The organism is Pseudochrobactrum sp. Wa41.01b-1, assembly GCF_019464455.1.
GTDB lineage: Bacteria > Pseudomonadota > Alphaproteobacteria > Rhizobiales > Rhizobiaceae > Pseudochrobactrum > Pseudochrobactrum saccharolyticum.
In genome coordinates, this window is the sequence record NZ_CP080493.1 from 2,393,893 (window position 1) to 2,410,344 (window position 16,452).

At 50.2% G+C, this 16,452-nt stretch carries 13 protein-coding genes; 4 read left to right on the forward strand and 9 right to left on the reverse strand.

Annotation, left to right across the window (positions count from 1 at the left end):
• Positions 1-36 precede the first annotated feature (36 nt).
• The 5 genes from K1X45_RS11195 to K1X45_RS11215 form a co-directional block, all read right to left on the reverse strand.
• Entirely contained in the window at positions 37-480 is a 444-nt protein-coding gene (locus tag K1X45_RS11195) for a hypothetical protein (protein ID WP_220158853.1), read from the reverse strand.
• 196 nt (positions 481-676) lie between these two features.
• Entirely contained in the window at positions 677-1,915 is a 1,239-nt protein-coding gene (rlmN, locus tag K1X45_RS11200; RefSeq protein ID WP_116086213.1) for a 23S rRNA (adenine(2503)-C(2))-methyltransferase RlmN, read from the reverse strand.
• 326 nt (positions 1,916-2,241) lie between these two features.
• Positions 2,242-2,745, reverse strand: a complete 504-nt coding sequence (locus K1X45_RS11205) for an invasion associated locus B family protein (RefSeq protein ID WP_022710204.1) — start codon at positions 2,743-2,745, stop codon at positions 2,242-2,244.
• 278 nt (positions 2,746-3,023) lie between these two features.
• Positions 3,024-3,416 (reverse strand): YkvA family protein, encoded by a 393-nt coding sequence (locus K1X45_RS11210; RefSeq protein ID WP_022710203.1) that lies wholly within the window; start codon positions 3,414-3,416, stop codon positions 3,024-3,026.
• An 82-nt stretch (positions 3,417-3,498) separates the two neighbouring features.
• Positions 3,499-3,792 carry a 4a-hydroxytetrahydrobiopterin dehydratase gene (locus K1X45_RS11215; RefSeq protein ID WP_022710202.1) on the reverse strand — a complete coding sequence of 98 codons (294 nt, stop codon included), beginning with the start codon at positions 3,790-3,792 and terminating at the stop codon, positions 3,499-3,501.
• A gap of 239 nt (positions 3,793-4,031) precedes the next feature.
• On the opposite strand from K1X45_RS11215, the gene K1X45_RS11220 reads away from it, so the two are divergent.
• Positions 4,032-4,520, forward strand: coding sequence for a low molecular weight protein-tyrosine-phosphatase (locus K1X45_RS11220; RefSeq protein ID WP_220158854.1), 489 nt, complete (start codon positions 4,032-4,034; stop codon positions 4,518-4,520).
• A gap of 135 nt (positions 4,521-4,655) precedes the next feature.
• Here the strand turns inward: K1X45_RS11220 and thpR are convergent, their stop codons facing one another.
• Both thpR and K1X45_RS11230 read right to left on the reverse strand, forming a co-directional pair.
• Positions 4,656-5,276, reverse strand: a complete 621-nt coding sequence (gene thpR / locus K1X45_RS11225; RefSeq protein WP_116086219.1) for an RNA 2',3'-cyclic phosphodiesterase — start codon at positions 5,274-5,276, stop codon at positions 4,656-4,658.
• Positions 5,277-5,578: 302 nt separating this feature from the next.
• Positions 5,579-6,244: an arylesterase gene (locus K1X45_RS11230; protein WP_213596100.1), complete on the reverse strand. Its 666-nt coding sequence runs from the start codon at positions 6,242-6,244 to the stop codon at positions 5,579-5,581.
• A 188-nt stretch (positions 6,245-6,432) separates the two neighbouring features.
• Here K1X45_RS11230 and K1X45_RS11235 point away from each other — a divergent pair, with 188 nt between their 5' ends.
• The 3 genes from K1X45_RS11235 (at position 6,433) to K1X45_RS11245 (ending at position 10,702) form a co-directional block, all read left to right on the forward strand.
• Positions 6,433-7,170, forward strand: coding sequence for an ABC transporter ATP-binding protein (locus K1X45_RS11235; RefSeq protein ID WP_220160474.1), 738 nt, complete (start codon positions 6,433-6,435; stop codon positions 7,168-7,170).
• Positions 7,167-9,761 (forward strand): ABC transporter permease, encoded by a 2,595-nt coding sequence (locus K1X45_RS11240; RefSeq protein ID WP_255560398.1) that lies wholly within the window; start codon positions 7,167-7,169, stop codon positions 9,759-9,761. The genes K1X45_RS11235 and K1X45_RS11240 overlap by 4 nt, the downstream gene beginning before the upstream one ends.
• A gap of 209 nt (positions 9,762-9,970) precedes the next feature.
• On the forward strand, positions 9,971-10,702 hold the full coding sequence (locus K1X45_RS11245) for a Bax inhibitor-1/YccA family protein (RefSeq protein ID WP_075654041.1): 732 nt from the start codon (positions 9,971-9,973) through the stop codon (positions 10,700-10,702).
• A gap of 66 nt (positions 10,703-10,768) precedes the next feature.
• Here K1X45_RS11245 and K1X45_RS11250 read toward each other — a convergent pair whose 3' ends face one another.
• On the reverse strand, positions 10,769-13,444 hold the full coding sequence (locus tag K1X45_RS11250; protein WP_220158855.1) for an autotransporter outer membrane beta-barrel domain-containing protein: 2,676 nt from the start codon (positions 13,442-13,444) through the stop codon (positions 10,769-10,771).
• Positions 13,445-13,726: 282 nt separating this feature from the next.
• A complete protein-coding gene (gene acnA / locus K1X45_RS11255) occupies positions 13,727-16,417 on the reverse strand; it encodes an aconitate hydratase AcnA (protein ID WP_370627033.1) in 2,691 nt (896 codons plus the stop codon).
• Between the last annotated feature and the right edge of the window lie 35 nt (positions 16,418-16,452).

The window sequence follows — 16,452 nt, forward strand, 5'->3', positions numbered from 1 at the left end:
ATTGAAGGTTGTTTCTTTAAATTATAGTGTATTATTTTACTCTCGTTGTGATGGAATATTTGTCCATCGACCTGCAATCATCCAGTATGTTAGGCCACCAATAAAACCACTGAATAAAATTTTTGCTAAAATGGCGATTATACTACCGCCTTGATTTCCAGAATCTGAGTAAGCTGCATAAAGAAACAGGTTCATAGTAATTGCAGCTAAAATGTAAAATAATTTATCTCTTCTTGAGAATAATTCTCCAAGAACGACAATAAGCAATGCTGGAAGAATTGTATATGGCCAAGTAACGTAGCTGTAAAATACTGAAATTAATGCAATTCCTAAAAGTCCTAAAATATTATTCCCTCCCATAGAAGGGTTTATAAAGATAACATTTATAAATCCTAATGAGCCAACTGCAGCAGATACGGCAAGAAAATATCCTGTAAGTATTACGAAAATACGTGCAGTTAAATTCGTTATGGTGATCATTTTGCATCCGTTTTACATGGAAATAAGCGGAATTTTTTAGTGCAAGGTTACTTTAATTAACTAATATTAGATTTACATTGCATCGCAGCGTAAAATTATGCATGTAACTATATACTTCCAGAGTGATTAATAGTTTGTTCTATCAAGTCCACTCTGGAATTGTTTTTCGGGATGTATTGAATAGGTAGGGTGCCGTTTAATCTTCACCGTGATTGGCGATCATCATAGCTTCCAGCGCCAGACGATCAGTTTTACGCATCCGTTCGGATTCCGATTTCAGCTGACCGCAGGCGGCGAGAATATCGCGGCCGCGCGGTGTGCGGATCGGCGAGGCATAGCCCGCTGCATTCACATAATCGGCAAAGCGTTCAATCTGTTCCCAATCGGAGCATTGGTAATTGGTGCCCGGCCACGGATTGAACGGAATAAGATTGATTTTAGCCGGAATACCTTTGAGCAGCTGCACCAGTTTCTTGGCATCTTCCAGACTATCATTGACGTCTTTGAGCATCACATATTCAAAGGTGATGCGCTTGGCATTGGACAGACCCGGATAGGCACGGCAGGCTTTGATCAGCTCTTCCAGCGGGTATTTCTTATTGATCGGCACCAGCATGTCACGCAGATCATCGCGCACGGCATGGAGCGAAATAGCCAGCATTACGCCGATTTCTTCGCCGGTGCGGTAGATTTCCGGCACAACACCGGAAGTAGAGAGTGTGATACGGCGCTTGGACAGCGACAGACCATCACCATCCGAGGCAATCAGCAGTGCCTTTTTCACTTCTTCAAAATTATAGAGCGGCTCGCCCATACCCATCATCACGATATTGGTGATCTTGCGGCCTTCCGCAGGCACAATCGCACCATCCGGTGTGTTGGTTTCAGGGAAGTCGCCGAGACGGTCACGGGCAGTGAGCAGTTGCGAGAGGATTTCTTCTGAAGTCAGATTGCGTACCAGCTTCTGTGTGCCGGTATGGCAGAAAGAGCAGGTGAGGGTGCAGCCGACCTGAGAGGAAATACACAGCGTGCCGCGGCCTTCTTCAGGAATGTAAACACATTCGATTTCAACCGGACGTCCCGCGCCACGCGGCGGAAAACGGAACAGCCATTTGCGTGTACCATCGGTGGAAATCTGTTCTTCCACAACCTCCGGACGGGCAATGGTGAAATGCTCAGTCAAAGCGCTGCGCAGGTCTTTGGAGATATTCGCCATATCGGCAAAGTCTGAAACACCGCGCACATAGAGCCAATGCCAGAGCTGCGCGACGCGCATTTTGATCTGTTTGGCCGGAATGCCGATTTCCAGCAAGGCCTCACCCAGTTCCTCACGGGAAAGACCGATCAGTGTCGGCTTTGGTGCCAGCATTGCACGGGCATTGGCGGCCAGTGCATCACGGGTCTGAGGCGTGGTAAGGTCATAAGAAATAGACATCGGTTTTACTTAAGGCTCACAATTGCATAGCCGCATCAGAAGGACAAAAGCCCTGATTGGAAACTGATAAAGCGGCATTGTTGCATGATTTAATGGGGGCGTTTTTCGCGATGAGATCCGCAAGAATACCCTGAAGTGCGGCCTCATAGCACGGAAATGGCGCTGCGTCACGCTTTTATCAAGGGTTATGATTTGCGACTTTTTGTATGCACCGCCGGAATGCAAAAAAGCCGGACATAAATCCGGCTTTTAAACTTTTCAGATTTTGCCTGCTTTAGCAGTGTTTCTGGCCAGCCTGCTTTTGTGGCATTTCTGACCAGCCCGCTTTAGCGGCATTTCTGAATTGCAGCGAGCGCTGCGGAAATGCCCTTCAGGGAATAGGTATAGGTGGTTTTTGTGCCACGCTTTGATGCAGCATTTACAACCATATCCGCACCGCCGCGCATGGCAGCAATCAGCTTTGGTTCTTCTGCGGCATTTTCCATCCAGCCGGATTTACCATTGGTGAACATATTAAAGCGCGCATTGCCGATGGTGACGGTCACTTTAGAATTGGCCTGCAATTCATAACCGGCCATAAATTGCGGCTCAAAAGATACGTTCTGGCCTGGCTTCTGGCTGACGAGGAAGAAATTATCTCCGTGGTCTACAGATGCAGGCTGCTTCTGGGTCGGGACGGACAGGACATAACATACTTTACCGTTGCCCGACTGATAGCTGTATGCGCCCCAGGCGTTGAATTGGCTGATCTGGCTCGGCGACTGGGCAAGCGCACTGCCTGCCATAGCCATTGTGAACACAGAAGCCGCGACGATCGATTTTCCAAGCATAGGTCCTACCGGTTCTCTTTCGTTTTGCTTCAAACTCAAAATCCGGGAAACATGCTGTTTAAGGCACGTCCCGTTTGTTTGTCTTAATTTGACTTAATCTGGGTTACCAAACCGTGAAGTTTTGAGGCAAAAGAGAGGTTTTTCTGAAGAATATGCAGAAATTCTCACTCACTTGCCCTTATGCGTGACTTCAGCATCAGGAAAACGGCGATAGTTTGTTCTCAGGTTTTTTGATTCTGTATTCTTTGAAATCAGCGATTTGTGAAGACGGACAGAGGTCAGTGCTCCTGCGGTTCCGCGTCAGGGTTCTGGCTTAATGACTGCCGCGCGGCGGCATAATGCGCCGGTGTAATATGCCGGCGTACTGAGGCCAGCGCCGCCATTAAGACAGCCATATCGTCGGTGAAGCCGATGCCGACCAGAAGATCCGGTACAAAATCAAAAGGCAGCACGAAATAAGCAAGTGCGGCAAGCAAAGTGGCACGCACACGGGCAGGTGTTTTCGTGTCCAGTGCGCAATAATAGGATGCGACCAGATCTTCTGTAAAAGGCACTTTGCCTGCGGTTTTTTTCAGGGTCTTCCAGAAATTTTTGCGCACACGCTGTGCACGGCTTTCCTGTTCGCGCTCTGAGCCCGGCTGCAAAATTTCACCTATTTTGACATCATCCATAGCAAATCCTCATTGGGAAAGAGATGGTGTGACCTGAGCGCCTTTACAAGATATCAGGAGTGTTGCCGGTACCGAAAACGGATCACCCAGCATAATCATTGATGAGTTGCGCCATGCGCATATCCAGCGCTGTCAGACCTTTGGCCGAATGGGTGGTGAGGGTAATTTCGACCTTATTATAGGTATTTGACCACTCCGGATGGTGGTCGAGTTTTTCTGCGGCCATGGCAATACGGGTCATAAAGGCAAAGGCTGCATTGAAATCGCGGAATTTGAAGTTTTTACGGATTGAGCCGTGATCTGCCGATAATTCCCAGCCGGACAAGCCGGACATGGCTGCTGAAATTTCTTCACGGGTGAGGGGTGTCCGGGACATGGCAAACTCCTGAGGCGGTCAAAAACAGGGATATTAGAACGGGGATATTAGCATAAAACCGGATTAAATTATCGTAACTTGTTTTTTGTACAGTTTCGGTTCATTTCACATTTTATATTGATGCTGTATCAGAGCAAATTCTGATCGGGTGCCAATCTTGATCCAATGATTGCACAGGCTGAAACACGCCCGCATCCGTTGCTTATAAGTCTTATAGTGTGAATGTCGGGGGGGAATGTATGTCGCAGCCATTTTCGATACTTTTCATCTGTCTTGGTAATATTTGCCGTTCTCCTCTGGCTGAGGGTGTTATGCGCAACGTTTTGCAGGAACGCTTCCCGCAGCGGGAGTTTCTGATCGATTCCGCAGGGACCAACGGGTATCACACCGGAGAGGCTCCGGATGAGCGCTCTGTTGCCGTTGCGGCAAGAAACGGAATTGATATTTCCGCACAACGCTGCCGCCAGCTTGGGGCTGTGGATTTCAATCGCTTTGATCTGATTTTGGGTATGGATCAGAATAATCTGATGACAATCAACCGTCTTGCACCAGCAGGCAGTTCTGCGGTGACAGGCTTGTTCACCGCAGTGGCACGGGACGGTTTTGAGGGGAATAGCGCTGATCGCGGAGAAGAAATCCCTGACCCGTATTATGGCGGTACCGCTGATTTCGAGCGGGTTTACCGGATGGTTCAGGAGGCGGCGGAGGCATTGGCCGACAGGTTATAATGTGACATTAGCCGACAAACGGCTTAATAAGAAAGCGGCAGATGACTCTGCCGCTTTTTGCTCACTCTGCAGCACTTCGCCTATTATGGTACTGCAGCTTACTCTGCAGCGTTTTGTTGAGCAGGATGCTGCAGATTACTCTGCAGCACCGGCACGAAACTGATAATGCAGAGGCGATGCTCCGTCTTCAAAGCCCGCATTAAATGAAGGCTTGCGCAGCGGCCACACTTCTTCCGTGACATAAGGCCCGCCACCGGTGGATTCCTTCGACGACATCAGCACAAAACGGGTGACATTGAACGGCAGCGTGGTGAAATTGCCCCGCTCCGAGAGATAACGGGCAATCTGCATATCCGGCAGGCCTTTGAGTCGTGCCAGTGTGACATGCGGGGTAAATTTGCGCGGGTCAGGCGGCAGCCGCAATCTCTGACAGATCCGTTCCATTTCTGCCTGCAAGGCCAGCAGTTCAGGGGACGGCGCAACACCGGCATAAATACTATGCGGTTTTTTGGTGCCGAACACATCGACGCCGGTCAGTTGCAGCGTAAAGCCGGGCCGGTCAATCCGGTCAAGCGCGTGAACGATCTCATCGGCCACATGACCCTCGACATCGCCGATAAACCGTAATGTGATGTGGTAATTTTCCGGATCAATCCAGCGGACAGAACCTTTGGGTCCGATAAGCCCGCCACGCAAAAGTGAGAGTGACAGGGCAGCATCCCGGGAGATTTCGAGGGCAGTGAAAAGGCGCGGCATAGCATCCTCCTCAATGGGATATGGTCTCAAATATGGTTCTTTCCAAACCAGCACCATTGACTTGCGGTCTGATCTGGAGCGGCTCTTCAACCTGCAAGTGAAGCAGCTTGTAAAGCCTTAACTGACAGCGAACCACCGATCTGCTCATTGCACAAGTGCTTTGTGAGATAAGCCCCAAAACTTTGTCTGATCATGTTAAGTTTTGCGGCTTTTTACCAGATCATGTGTTTCTGATTGAATAACTATCATACAGATTGTGTCAGGAAGATGAATCGCACTTGTTGATAATCTTCCTGACAGGATCAGTTGAGATCAATTGATTCCTGATCCAGCATGGCCTTCACATCCGGCAGAATATTGGCAACCATGACCTTCACACCTTGCGGGTTCGGATGCATTCCGTCTTCCAGCAGCAGTTTTTTGTCGGCTGCCACACCGTCAAGAAAGAACGGGTAAAGTCTGACCTGATATTTGTCTGCGAGCTTCTGATAAAGCGGATTAAATTTGGCAGCATAATCGGCACCCATATTCGGCGGTGCAATCATACCGGCGAGTAACACCGGAATGCCGCGTTCCTTTAAACGCGCCAGCATGTGGTCGAGATTTTTCTCGGTCAGTTCAGGAGAAATGCCGCGCAGGGCATCATTCGCACCAAGCTCCAGAATAACCAGTTGCGCTTCATCCGGCACAGACCAGTCGAGGCGAGCCAGACCGCCGCTGGTGGTGTCGCCGGAAACACCGGCATTGGCAACTGCGGTTTTATAACCGGCTTCACTGAGTGCTGTCTGCAATTGGGCGGTAAAACCGTCGGTCTGCGCCAGCTGATATCCGGCCATCAAGCTGTCACCAAAGCCCACAATCTGCACCGTATCTGCAGCGCTTTCCTGTGCCTTTGCGGGTAATGAGACAGCCAAAGACAAACCTAGCAGCAAAGCCATGCCTGTAAGATGTATGAACCGCAATGCCATTGGTTTTTGATCCTGTCTGAATTTTCTTATTTGCATATGGCGAATATTCTGTGGCTTGCAAGAGCCAAATTGACGATGACTTCAGGCAGTATTTCACGCGCTGCCCTGTACATTCGCACTCTCTGACCCCAAATAGACAAGATTATGCCTTTCAGGCTTCCGCCATTTATCAGGGAAATGACGTGACCATGCAGCCTCTACAATCCGGTATTATGCTTGAAAATATTGATCTCACACTGGGCAGCAATGCCGCCCGCGTCCATGTTCTCAATGATATTTCCCTGCAAATACAAAGCGGTGAATCCGTTGGTATTGTCGGACCGTCCGGCTCCGGTAAGTCTACTTTGCTGATGGTGCTGGCAGGGCTCGAAAAGGTCGATAGCGGACAGGTGCTGATCAGCGGCGAACGGATCGACCGGATGAGTGAAGATCAGGCCGCCGCCTTTCGCGGGCGCAATATAGGCATTGTTTTTCAGTCCTTTCACTTGATCCCCAATATGACAGCACTGGAAAATGTGGCGGTACCGCTGGAGCTGGCGGGGCGCGATGATGCATTTGCCGTTGCCGAACAGGCTTTGAAATCAGTCGGGCTTGGCCATCGTCTGTCGCATTATCCGGCGGCACTTTCCGGTGGTGAGCAGCAGCGTGTGGCGATTGCCCGTGCCTTGGCACCGCGACCGGCTATTCTGATTGCCGACGAGCCGACCGGAAATCTTGACAGTGAAACCGGTAACCAGATTGCTGATCTGCTTTTCTCCAAACAAGAAGAATACGGGCTGACAATGGTGCTGGTGACGCATGATCCGTTGCTGGCTGCCCGTTGCGGACGGGAAATTCAGGTGCGCTCCGGTCGTATTCATTCAGATCCCGTGTCTGGCAAGAGCCATACGCATGAAGAAACCGTTCAGGCGGAAGCCGCGCAATGACGGCGGGCACGACAGGGATGACAGGTAAAGTTGCAACGAAGCCGTCTTTCGCACTGGCGCTGCGCTTTGCATTGCGTGAAATGCGTGGCGGTTTGACCGGCTTTTATATTTTTCTCGGTTGTATCGCGCTTGGTGTTGCTGCCATTGGCGGAGTGAATTCCGTTGCCCGTTCTATTGCCGATGGTCTGGCAGTTGAAGGACAGGCCATCCTCGGCGGTGATGTCAGCTTTATGCTCAATCAGCGTGAGGTGACGGAGCAGGAACGGCAGTTTTTGAACGCGCAAGGCACGGTGTCTGAGAATATCACTATGCGTTCAATGGTGCGCATGACAGATGGTTCCGATCAGGCGCTGGTTGAAGTGAAGGCCGTCGATAGCGCCTATCCGCTCTATGGCACATTGAAGCTGAAACCGGATTTGGCGGTTTCAGAGCGTTTTGCATTGCAGGACGGGGCCTATGGCGCGGCTGTGCCGCAGCTTTTGCTGGATCGTCTGGGGCTGAAGCTCGGCGACCAGATCATGCTCGGTTCGGCAAAGTTTACGTTGCGGGCGATTATCGAGAGTGAGCCGGATATGCTGGGCTCCGGCATGGCCTTGGCACCGCGTTTTTTGACATCTGATGAAGCTCTGCGGGCGTCCGGTCTTATTCAGCCCGGCAGTCTGGTCAATTATATTTATAAAATCGCTTTGCCGGATACAGCGCAGGCGGGGGCACAGGATACACGTCTGGCAGCGCTGGAAGCTGCGGCGGAGAAAAATTTCCCTGAAGCGGGGTGGAATATCCGCAACCGTAATAATGCGGCACCGGCTTTATCTGCCAATATTGAGCGGTTCTCGCAATTTCTCACCCTTGTCGGCCTCACATCACTGATTATCGGCGGTGTCGGTGTTGCCAATGCCGTGCGTAGTTTTCTCGACGGCAAACGACCTGTTATTGCGACCTTTAAATCGTTGGGCGCATCTGCTGATTTCGTGGTGCTGATCTATCTGTTTCAGATCGTGGCTATTGCGTTGATCGGAATTGTCATTGGTCTGGTACTGTCACTGGGGCTCAGCGCCGCTGCGATCTATGGCCTGTCATCTTATCTGCCGGCCAGCGGCGGGCTCAAACTCTACCCGCAAGCGCTGTTACTGGCGACAGCTTTCGGATTGATTACCACGCTGATCTTTGCCCTTCTGCCTTTGGGGCGGGCACGGACAATTCCGGCAACAGCTTTGTTCCGCCAAAAAGGTTTTGACCAAAGCGGCTGGCCGCCGCTGCTCTATATGCTGACTGCCGGACTTCTGCTGCTGATATTGATCGGGCTGGTGCTGTTTTTTGTTGAAGATCAGCGCATTGCCGGTGTGTTTATCGTGGGAGCGGTTGCTGCGTTTATTATTTTGCGCGGGGTCTCATACGCGTTGCGGATGCTGGCGCGTAAAGCGCCGCGGTTCCGCTCTCCGGCTTTGCGGCTGGCAGTGGGCAATATTCACCGTCCGGGTGCGTTGACGCCGTCCGTTGTGCTCTCGCTCGGTCTTGGCCTGACTTTGGTGGTGGCGCTGGCTCTGGTTGATGGTAATCTGCGCCGTCAGATCACCCAGAGCCTGCCTGCCCATGCGCCGAATTTCTTCTTTGTCGATATTCAAAATACGGAAATTGATGGCTTCCGCGATCTGTTGGCGAAAACAGCTAGGCAAGGCAAAGTCGTCAGTGCAGCGATGTTGCGCGGACGCATAGTGGCTTTGAACGGCACCGATGTTGATAAGGTGACTGTGCCGCCGCAGGGTGCATGGGTGCTGCGCGGAGATCGCGGTATTACTTATGCGAAAAATCTGCCGGAAAATTCCACAATGACACAAGGTGAGTGGTGGCCAGCGGATTACAGCGGTGAGCCGCTGGTATCTTTTGCGGCCAAAGAGGCGAAAGAACTCGGGCTTAAAATCGGTGATACGGTGACGGTCAATGTACTTGGCCGCAATATTACTGCGAAGATAGCCAATTTCCGTCAGGTGCAGTGGGAAACTCTGGCGATCAATTTCGTCATGGTATTCTCGCCGAATACTTTTGCAGGCGCACCGCATTCATGGCTGGCGACACTGACCGATGCCAATGCGGTACCGGAGCAGGAAGCCAATGTGTTGCGCACGGTAACGCAGACTTTCCCTGCGGTCACATCTGTGCGGGTTAAAGATGCGATTGAAGTGGCCAATGACCTGATCAGCCAGCTGGCGGTGGCTATTCGCTGGGCTGCATCGGTTGGCTTGCTGGCGGCAATTCTGGTGCTGGCCGGAGCACTGGCGGCAGGTAATCGTGCCAGACAGCATGATGCGGTGGTGCTGAAAACATTGGGTGCCACACGCCTCACGCTGATCCGCGCTTTTGTCTATGAATATGCGCTGCTTGGCTTGGCAACGGCCGTTTTTGCCCTTGGGGCGGGCGGTCTGGCTGCATGGTTTGTGGTGGTAAAGCTGATGAATTTGCAGATGCGGATGCTGCCGGACGTGGCCTTTTTCACAGTGCTGGCGGCGCTGGTTCTGACTGTCGGTTTTGGTCTTGCCGGTACATGGCGGGTGCTTGGGCAGAAGGCAGGGAGTGTTTTACGGGAATTATAAAGGCTTAGATACTCTGTTTTATCGTGCTGAGAGAAACAGGATGAAGCGTAAAAGATTCTAAAAACAAAGCTTTTTTACTGGTAAAGGGTTGTTTGGTCTTGTTTTGAACATGCAAAATAACCATTATATCAGGCAGGCATGCTGGGGTTCCGCCAGCGGCGCCTGGGGAGCGCCCCCGACACCGGACGGAACAAGGCAAGAGGAATATTATGGTAGATTTTCGTAATGTACAGGCGCAGAGCCCGGTCGGGGCGCGCGCAGACGCAGCCGTCGATCAGGGACTGCGCTCATACATGCTTGGCGTTTATAATATGATGGCGATTGGTCTGGCCGTAACCGGTCTGGCCGCACTCGGCACATCCTATCTCGCCATGAACAATCCGGCCTTCGCACAACTTATGTATGGCAGCCCGCTGAAATGGGTCGTAATGCTTGCTCCATTGGCTGCCGTATTTTTCCTGAGCTTCCGCATTGAGCGCATGAGCGTTGCAACCGCGCAGCTGACATTCTGGGTTTATGCCGGTTTGGTTGGTCTGTCGCTGTCCTCGATCTTCCTCGTCTTTACCGGCGAGAGCATCGTGCGTACGTTCTTCATTACCGCAGCCTCTTTTGGTGCCCTGTCGCTTTACGGCTACACCACCAAGCGTGACCTGTCGGCAATGGGCTCGTTCCTGATGATGGGTCTGTTCGGCCTTATCATTGCCTCCGTGGTTAACATCTTCCTCGGCTCTTCTGCTCTGCAGTTTGCAGTATCGGTTCTTGGTGTTCTGATCTTTGCCGGTCTTACCGCCTATGACACCCAGCAGATCAAGGAAATGTATTACGAAGGTGATGCATCCGATGCGATGGGTCGTAAGATTGTAATGGGCGCACTGCGTCTTTACCTCGACTTCATCAACATGTTCATGTTCCTGCTCAACTTCCTGGGTAACCGTGAATAGTGCTGAAGGTTTCAGGTTTTGAAATCAGAAAGGGCAGCTGTAAGGCTGCCCTTTTTCTTTGTGGTTCTACCAGCGTATCTTAAATCCGAGATTGCCGGAGAGACTGTAATTGTCACTGATATTCTTCGTGGCGCCGCTGGTTTCAACTGTGCCGAAGACAGCATATTTGCCGTCATTCCAGCTATAGGTCGAACTCAGCGTTAATTGCAGCTGTGTGCGTGCTTGTCCGCCGGTATAGAAAGGTGTGCCGGAGACAAGGATAAGATTGGAATTTCCTGTGAAGTTTTGCTGCACACCAACCATGCCGTAAAGATCCAGTTTTCGGGTGAAACCGGCAGCATCCTGCCATGCATTCTCATAGTTCGTTGCCAGACCAATTCGACCCAGCACATCATTCTCATTGGAATGATGGACTCTGGCATCGTAGAAATCCGTATAATCTTTCAGGTTCAGGCCGGAATAGGTCAGTTGTGCCTGCGGCGTGAACGACCAGAAATCATTATACTGGATGCGTTTTCCGACTTCGATGCCAAAACCATAACCGGTATTATTATGATCGGAGACATGGTTCTTTCGTGTCAGATCAGAATACAGGTCGGTCTTGTACCAGCTGACCTGTGTCTGAGCATCGACATAAAAACCATTGTCGCCATACCATGTCAAAGCGCCGCCGAAACCATAGGCCTGCGTGTTGATATCGCCATCGCCATAGCGTGAATAGCTTCTGCTTTTGGCATCAATATAATGCACCCAGCCGCTCCCGATCAGACGACCGCTCTCGGTTTCACGCAGCTGGCTGTCGAGACCCGCTTGTACCAGCCAGTAATTCTGGCGGTATTTGCTGGCAATGGTTGATGATTGCGAGCTGTAATTTTCCTGACCGGCCTCTGTGCGTATCCAGAACAGCCCTGTATCCGTGACAACTGTACCGGCTTCAGGTGGCCGATAGCCAAGCCCTGGGCCATCGCCTTGGGCAATATGATAGGCTCCTGCACCACTCCAGTAACGGTTTCCGGCGCGGGTATAGAGCGATGACATCAAAGTCTGATTGATGCTTCGCATGCTTTCTGCATTATTGTTGTAAAGCGGCACACCCGGTTGATAGCGCGGATCCGGATTTGGCCCCGGAGGTGCTGGTGGTACAGGTGGAGTAGGCGGAGCGGGTGGTACAGGTGGCCCTGGAGGCACTGGCGGGCCTGGTGGAACAGGAGGTGATGGTGGCGTTGGAGGGGATGGTGGTGATGGCGGGGAAGTATTTGTACTACGTAAATACCAGTTGCCATCATCTGTTGAGGGGAGGCCTTTTTCGAGCGTATAGGCATAAGCGCCGGCTATAATGGCATCTTTTTCATCGGGTGTGGTGTAATCGGGATTACCCAGAAACATTGTAGCATCCGATTGTCCGTCTACTTCGATGATCTGAATGCCGTTGACAGTGGGGGCGCCGTTTCCATATTTATTTTGTACTATTATAGCTGATGAGCCTAATGTAATTCCGGTAATATTTATTTTGTCAGTGAAGGAGTAGTCATCACCTAAATTTACATCAATAACAATTTTACTGTTTTCATTGCCAATATAACTTCCATTGATTTTCATTTCAAAAAAATTTGAGCTGTCACCTGGTGATAAAGTTGCATCACTAGAGATATCTGAAATATTTACAAATCCTGATAGTGTCGATGTGTCTCGTAGAAATATTTTATTCTCAATGGTTAATATATTTTGTTGTGATCCGGTATGTATGTAGGAGTTGTTAAATGCGTATATTTCCCCTCTTCCTGTAATGTTGCTATTTAAATTGTACACTCCATTTGTGTTGAAGAAATTTATTAACGCTATCCCCTCTCCTGTTTCTATTGAATTGGCAATAAATTGACCGCCTGACTGGGTGTTGCTACCAATGTTAATTGTTCCTTTTGAGCCAGGTTTTTGGGCGATAATAATCTTATTGGCCGTTTGCAATGTTGCATTGTTTAGAAGGGTGATTGTGGCGTCACCACCTTCAGCTAAGATAATATTATCACGTGATAATAATTTGCTGTCTGCATCCGATATTGTTGCTTCAAAATCGGAGTTTTGAATTTTGGCTAAAGTCAAATTTTCAGTAAAAATTTGAGCGCCCTCAGTGATATGTAGACTCGTAAAGCCTTTATTTGCGAAGGTTGTTTGGCCAAGGGTTGCCTGAGTTCCTGAATCTTTCGCAAAAATTTGCAATGAGGATGCGTAATCTTCACCTGTTGAAAATATGGAATTTGTGTTGGTTTGGATTAAACTTGCGCCAGATTGCAGTACAATCTTAGTTGGACCTGGATTGTATCCATGATTTAAGTTTCCGCCGATTGAAAGTTTTCCGTTACTGGAAATGCTTATTGTATTTCCAGTTTCTGCTTTTTCAAGCAGAACAAATTCTATTACATTGAGTGTTCCTCCATCAATATTTAACTTTGGAGAGTCTGTGCTGGTTGTTGCACCAAAACTTAATTGATTTATTGTGGTGTTATTACCAGATGTAATTGATGGGTCGAAAATAGCAGATTTACTAAATATTACCCTGTCGGCCTCTCCTGGTATGCCATTGACCTCGGCCCCGTTGCCTTTCGCCCAGTTACGTGTCTCAAACCAGTTTGTGTTAACTGTTCCGCTCCAAGTGTATTCTGCTGCATGTAAAATACTTGGTTGGGAATATAATATCGTTGTAGATAAAATTAATGCGTAATATTTATTTGATTTAAGAACCATGATTATCTCCTTGGTTCTTAATTGATATGTTTAATGTTTACTCATATCAGCTGTTATATTTAACAAGATTTTAATTTATATGATAATTTAACGTTTATAAATCTACGCTGTGACTTTTATAGCAAAACGCCGCTGAAGAAATTCAGCGGCGTTTTTATTCATAATAAGCGCTTAGAACGGTTTGCGTTCATGTTAGATCGCAGTGTTCGCTCTAGATTCCTTAGTCTGTCGCATTATCTCGACGTCAAGTTGATCCAACTTGACTGTGAAATGCTCTAGCTATCAGGCTTTGGCCAAATCACGCAGAACGGTCTGCAGAATGCCGCCATTCTTCATGTAGTCCAGCTCATCCAGCGTATCGATACGGCAGATCAGCGGAACCTGCTTCACTGAACCGTCAGCGAAAGTGATGGTTGCATTGGTCTTCTGGCGAGGACGAATGTCTGCCAGACCTTCAATGGTCACCACTTCGTCACCCTTCAGGCCGAGGGACTGCCAGCTTGTGCCTTCTTCAAACACAAATGGCACAATGCCCATACCAACGAGGTTGGAACGGTGAATACGCTCGAAAGACTGTGAGATCACCGCTTTAACGCCGAGCAGGTTGGTGCCCTTGGCAGCCCAGTCACGGGACGAGCCGTTACCATATTCAACGCCGGCAAACACAACCAGCGGAACGCCCTCAGCCTTATACTGCATTGCTGCATCATAGATCGAGGTTTCTTCCTTGCTTGGATAGTGAATGGTGTAACCGCCTTCGCGGCCATTTTCACCGAGCATGTGGTTACGGATACGGATATTCGCAAAAGTACCGCGCATCATAACTTCGTGGTTACCGCGACGTGTACCGTACTGGTTGAAGTCTGCAACGGCAACGCCGTTATCGAGCAGATATTTACCGGCAGGGGACTGTGCCTTGATCGAACCGGCTGGGGAAATGTGGTCAGTGGTGATCTTGTCGCCGAACAGGCCGAGCACGCGAGCGCCCTTAATGTCGGAGATTTCACCGGCTGATTTGCCCATGCCTACGAAATATGGCGGGTTCTGCACATAGGTCGAGTTATCGTCCCATGCATAGGTCTGACCGGCTGGTACCTGAACGGCCTGCCAGTTTTCGTCGCCCTTGAACACATCGGCATATTTTTCCGAGAAGATCTTACGCGTTACGTTCTTAGCAATGAATTCCTGAATTTCAGCCGATGAAGGCCAGATATCGCGCAGGAATACAGGGTTGCCGTCTTTGTCTTCACCAATTGGTTCTTTGGTCAGATCCTTGGTGACTGTACCGGCCAGAGCGTGGGCAACAACCAGTGGCGGAGATGCCAGATAGTTGGCCTGAACGTCAGGCGATACGCGGCCTTCAAAGTTACGGTTACCGGAGAGAACAGCAGCGCCGATCAGGCCTTTTTCATTAATGGTCTTGGAGATCGGAGCAGGCAGCGGACCGGAGTTACCGATACAGGTAGTGCAGCCGAAGCCAACCAGGTTGAAGCCCAGCGCGTCGAGATCTTTCTGCAGACCTGCATTTTCCAGATAGGCAGCAACAACTTGGCTACCAGGTGCCAGCGATGTCTTAACCCAAGGCTTGGTTTTCAGGCCTTTGGCAACAGCATTGCGGGCAAGCAGACCGGCAGCAATCAGCACGCTCGGATTCGAGGTGTTGGTGCAGGAAGTGATCGCAGCGATCACAACATCGCCGTGGCCGAGATCGAAATCTTCGCCTTCAACAGCGTAACGGGCGGTCTGACCGGTTGTTTTCTTATATTCTGTTTCCAGAGAAGTTGCGAAACCGGAAGCAATACCTTCCAGAGCAATACGGCCTTCAGGACGCTTCGGACCAGCCATGGATGGCACAACGTCAGCCATATCCAGCTCAAGAATGTCTGTGAAGACAGGATCTGTGCTGTCAGCTTCACGCCACATGCCCTGTGCACGGGAATAGGCTTCAACCAGTTTGAGACGATGTTCGTCACGGCCGGTTGTGTTCATGTAGTTGAGGGTTTCTTTGTCTACAGGGAAGAAACCACAGGTCGCACCATATTCAGGGCCCATATTGGCAATGGTTGCGCGGTCTGCAAGGGTCATATTGTCAAGACCCGGACCGAAGAACTCAACGAACTTACCGACAACGCCTTTTTTACGCAGCATCTGGGTAACTGTGAGCACAAGGTCAGTCGCGGTGACGCCTTCTTTGACCTTACCGGTCAGTTTGAAGCCGATAACTTCCGGCAGCAGCATGGAAACCGGCTGGCCGAGCATCGAAGCTTCCGCTTCAATACCACCAACACCCCAGCCAAGAACGCCAAGGCCGTTGACCATGGTTGTGTGGCTGTCTGTGCCAACGCAGGTGTCAGGATAAGCAACGGTTTCACCGTTTTCTTCCTTGGTCCATACGGCCTGCGCCAGATATTCAAGGTTAACCTGATGGCAGATACCTGTGCCCGGAGGAACAACGCGGAAGTTCTGGAATGCCTGCTGGCCCCATTTCAGGAAGCGGTAACGCTCGGCATTGCGCTGATATTCGAGATCAACGTTGTTTTTGAACGCCTGCGGGTTGCCGAATTCGTCAACGATCACCGAGTGGTCGATCACGAGGTCAACTGGTACCAGCGGGTTAATTTTTTCTGCATCGCCGCCGAGTGCCACCATGGCATCGCGCATCGCAGCAAGATCAACAACGGCAGGAACGCCGGTAAAGTCCTGCATCAGCACGCGGGCAGGGCGATAAGCGATTTCTGCACCGGCAGAGCCACGGTCAACCAGCCATTTAGCGATATTCTCGATATCCGCTTTCTTGACGCTGCGGTCATCTTCGAAGCGCAGAAGGTTTTCAAGCAAAACCTTCATGGAGAATGGGAGTTTGGATACGCCTTCAAGACCGTTTTTTTCAGCTTCGGTCAGGCTGTAATAAACATAGTCTTTGCCGTCGACGGTAAGCGTCTTACGGCATTTGAAACTATCGATGTGAGACACGATGTTCGTCCTTCATGCTTACTGGCCGGAAAACC

Excerpts from the sequence above, each read along its gene's own strand:
- K1X45_RS11220 (WP_220158854.1), top strand. The coding sequence starts at position 4,032 with ATGTCGCAGCCATTTTCGATACTTTTCATCTGTCTTGGTAATATTTGC.
- K1X45_RS11195 (WP_220158853.1), bottom strand. The coding sequence starts at position 480 with ATGATCACCATAACGAATTTAACTGCACGTATTTTCGTAATACTTACA.
- K1X45_RS11210 (WP_022710203.1), bottom strand. The coding sequence starts at position 3,416 with ATGGATGATGTCAAAATAGGTGAAATTTTGCAGCCGGGCTCAGAGCGC.
- thpR (WP_116086219.1), bottom strand. The coding sequence starts at position 5,276 with ATGCCGCGCCTTTTCACTGCCCTCGAAATCTCCCGGGATGCTGCCCTG.
- rlmN (WP_116086213.1), bottom strand. The coding sequence starts at position 1,915 with ATGTCTATTTCTTATGACCTTACCACGCCTCAGACCCGTGATGCACTG.
- K1X45_RS11215 (WP_022710202.1), bottom strand. The coding sequence starts at position 3,792 with ATGTCCCGGACACCCCTCACCCGTGAAGAAATTTCAGCAGCCATGTCC.
- K1X45_RS11240 (WP_255560398.1), top strand. The coding sequence starts at position 7,167 with ATGACGGCGGGCACGACAGGGATGACAGGTAAAGTTGCAACGAAGCCG.
- K1X45_RS11250 (WP_220158855.1), bottom strand. The coding sequence starts at position 13,444 with ATGGTTCTTAAATCAAATAAATATTACGCATTAATTTTATCTACAACG.
- K1X45_RS11235 (WP_220160474.1), top strand. The coding sequence starts at position 6,433 with ATGCAGCCTCTACAATCCGGTATTATGCTTGAAAATATTGATCTCACA.
- K1X45_RS11245 (WP_075654041.1), top strand. The coding sequence starts at position 9,971 with ATGGTAGATTTTCGTAATGTACAGGCGCAGAGCCCGGTCGGGGCGCGC.
- K1X45_RS11230 (WP_213596100.1), bottom strand. The coding sequence starts at position 6,244 with ATGGCATTGCGGTTCATACATCTTACAGGCATGGCTTTGCTGCTAGGT.
- K1X45_RS11205 (WP_022710204.1), bottom strand. The coding sequence starts at position 2,745 with ATGCTTGGAAAATCGATCGTCGCGGCTTCTGTGTTCACAATGGCTATG.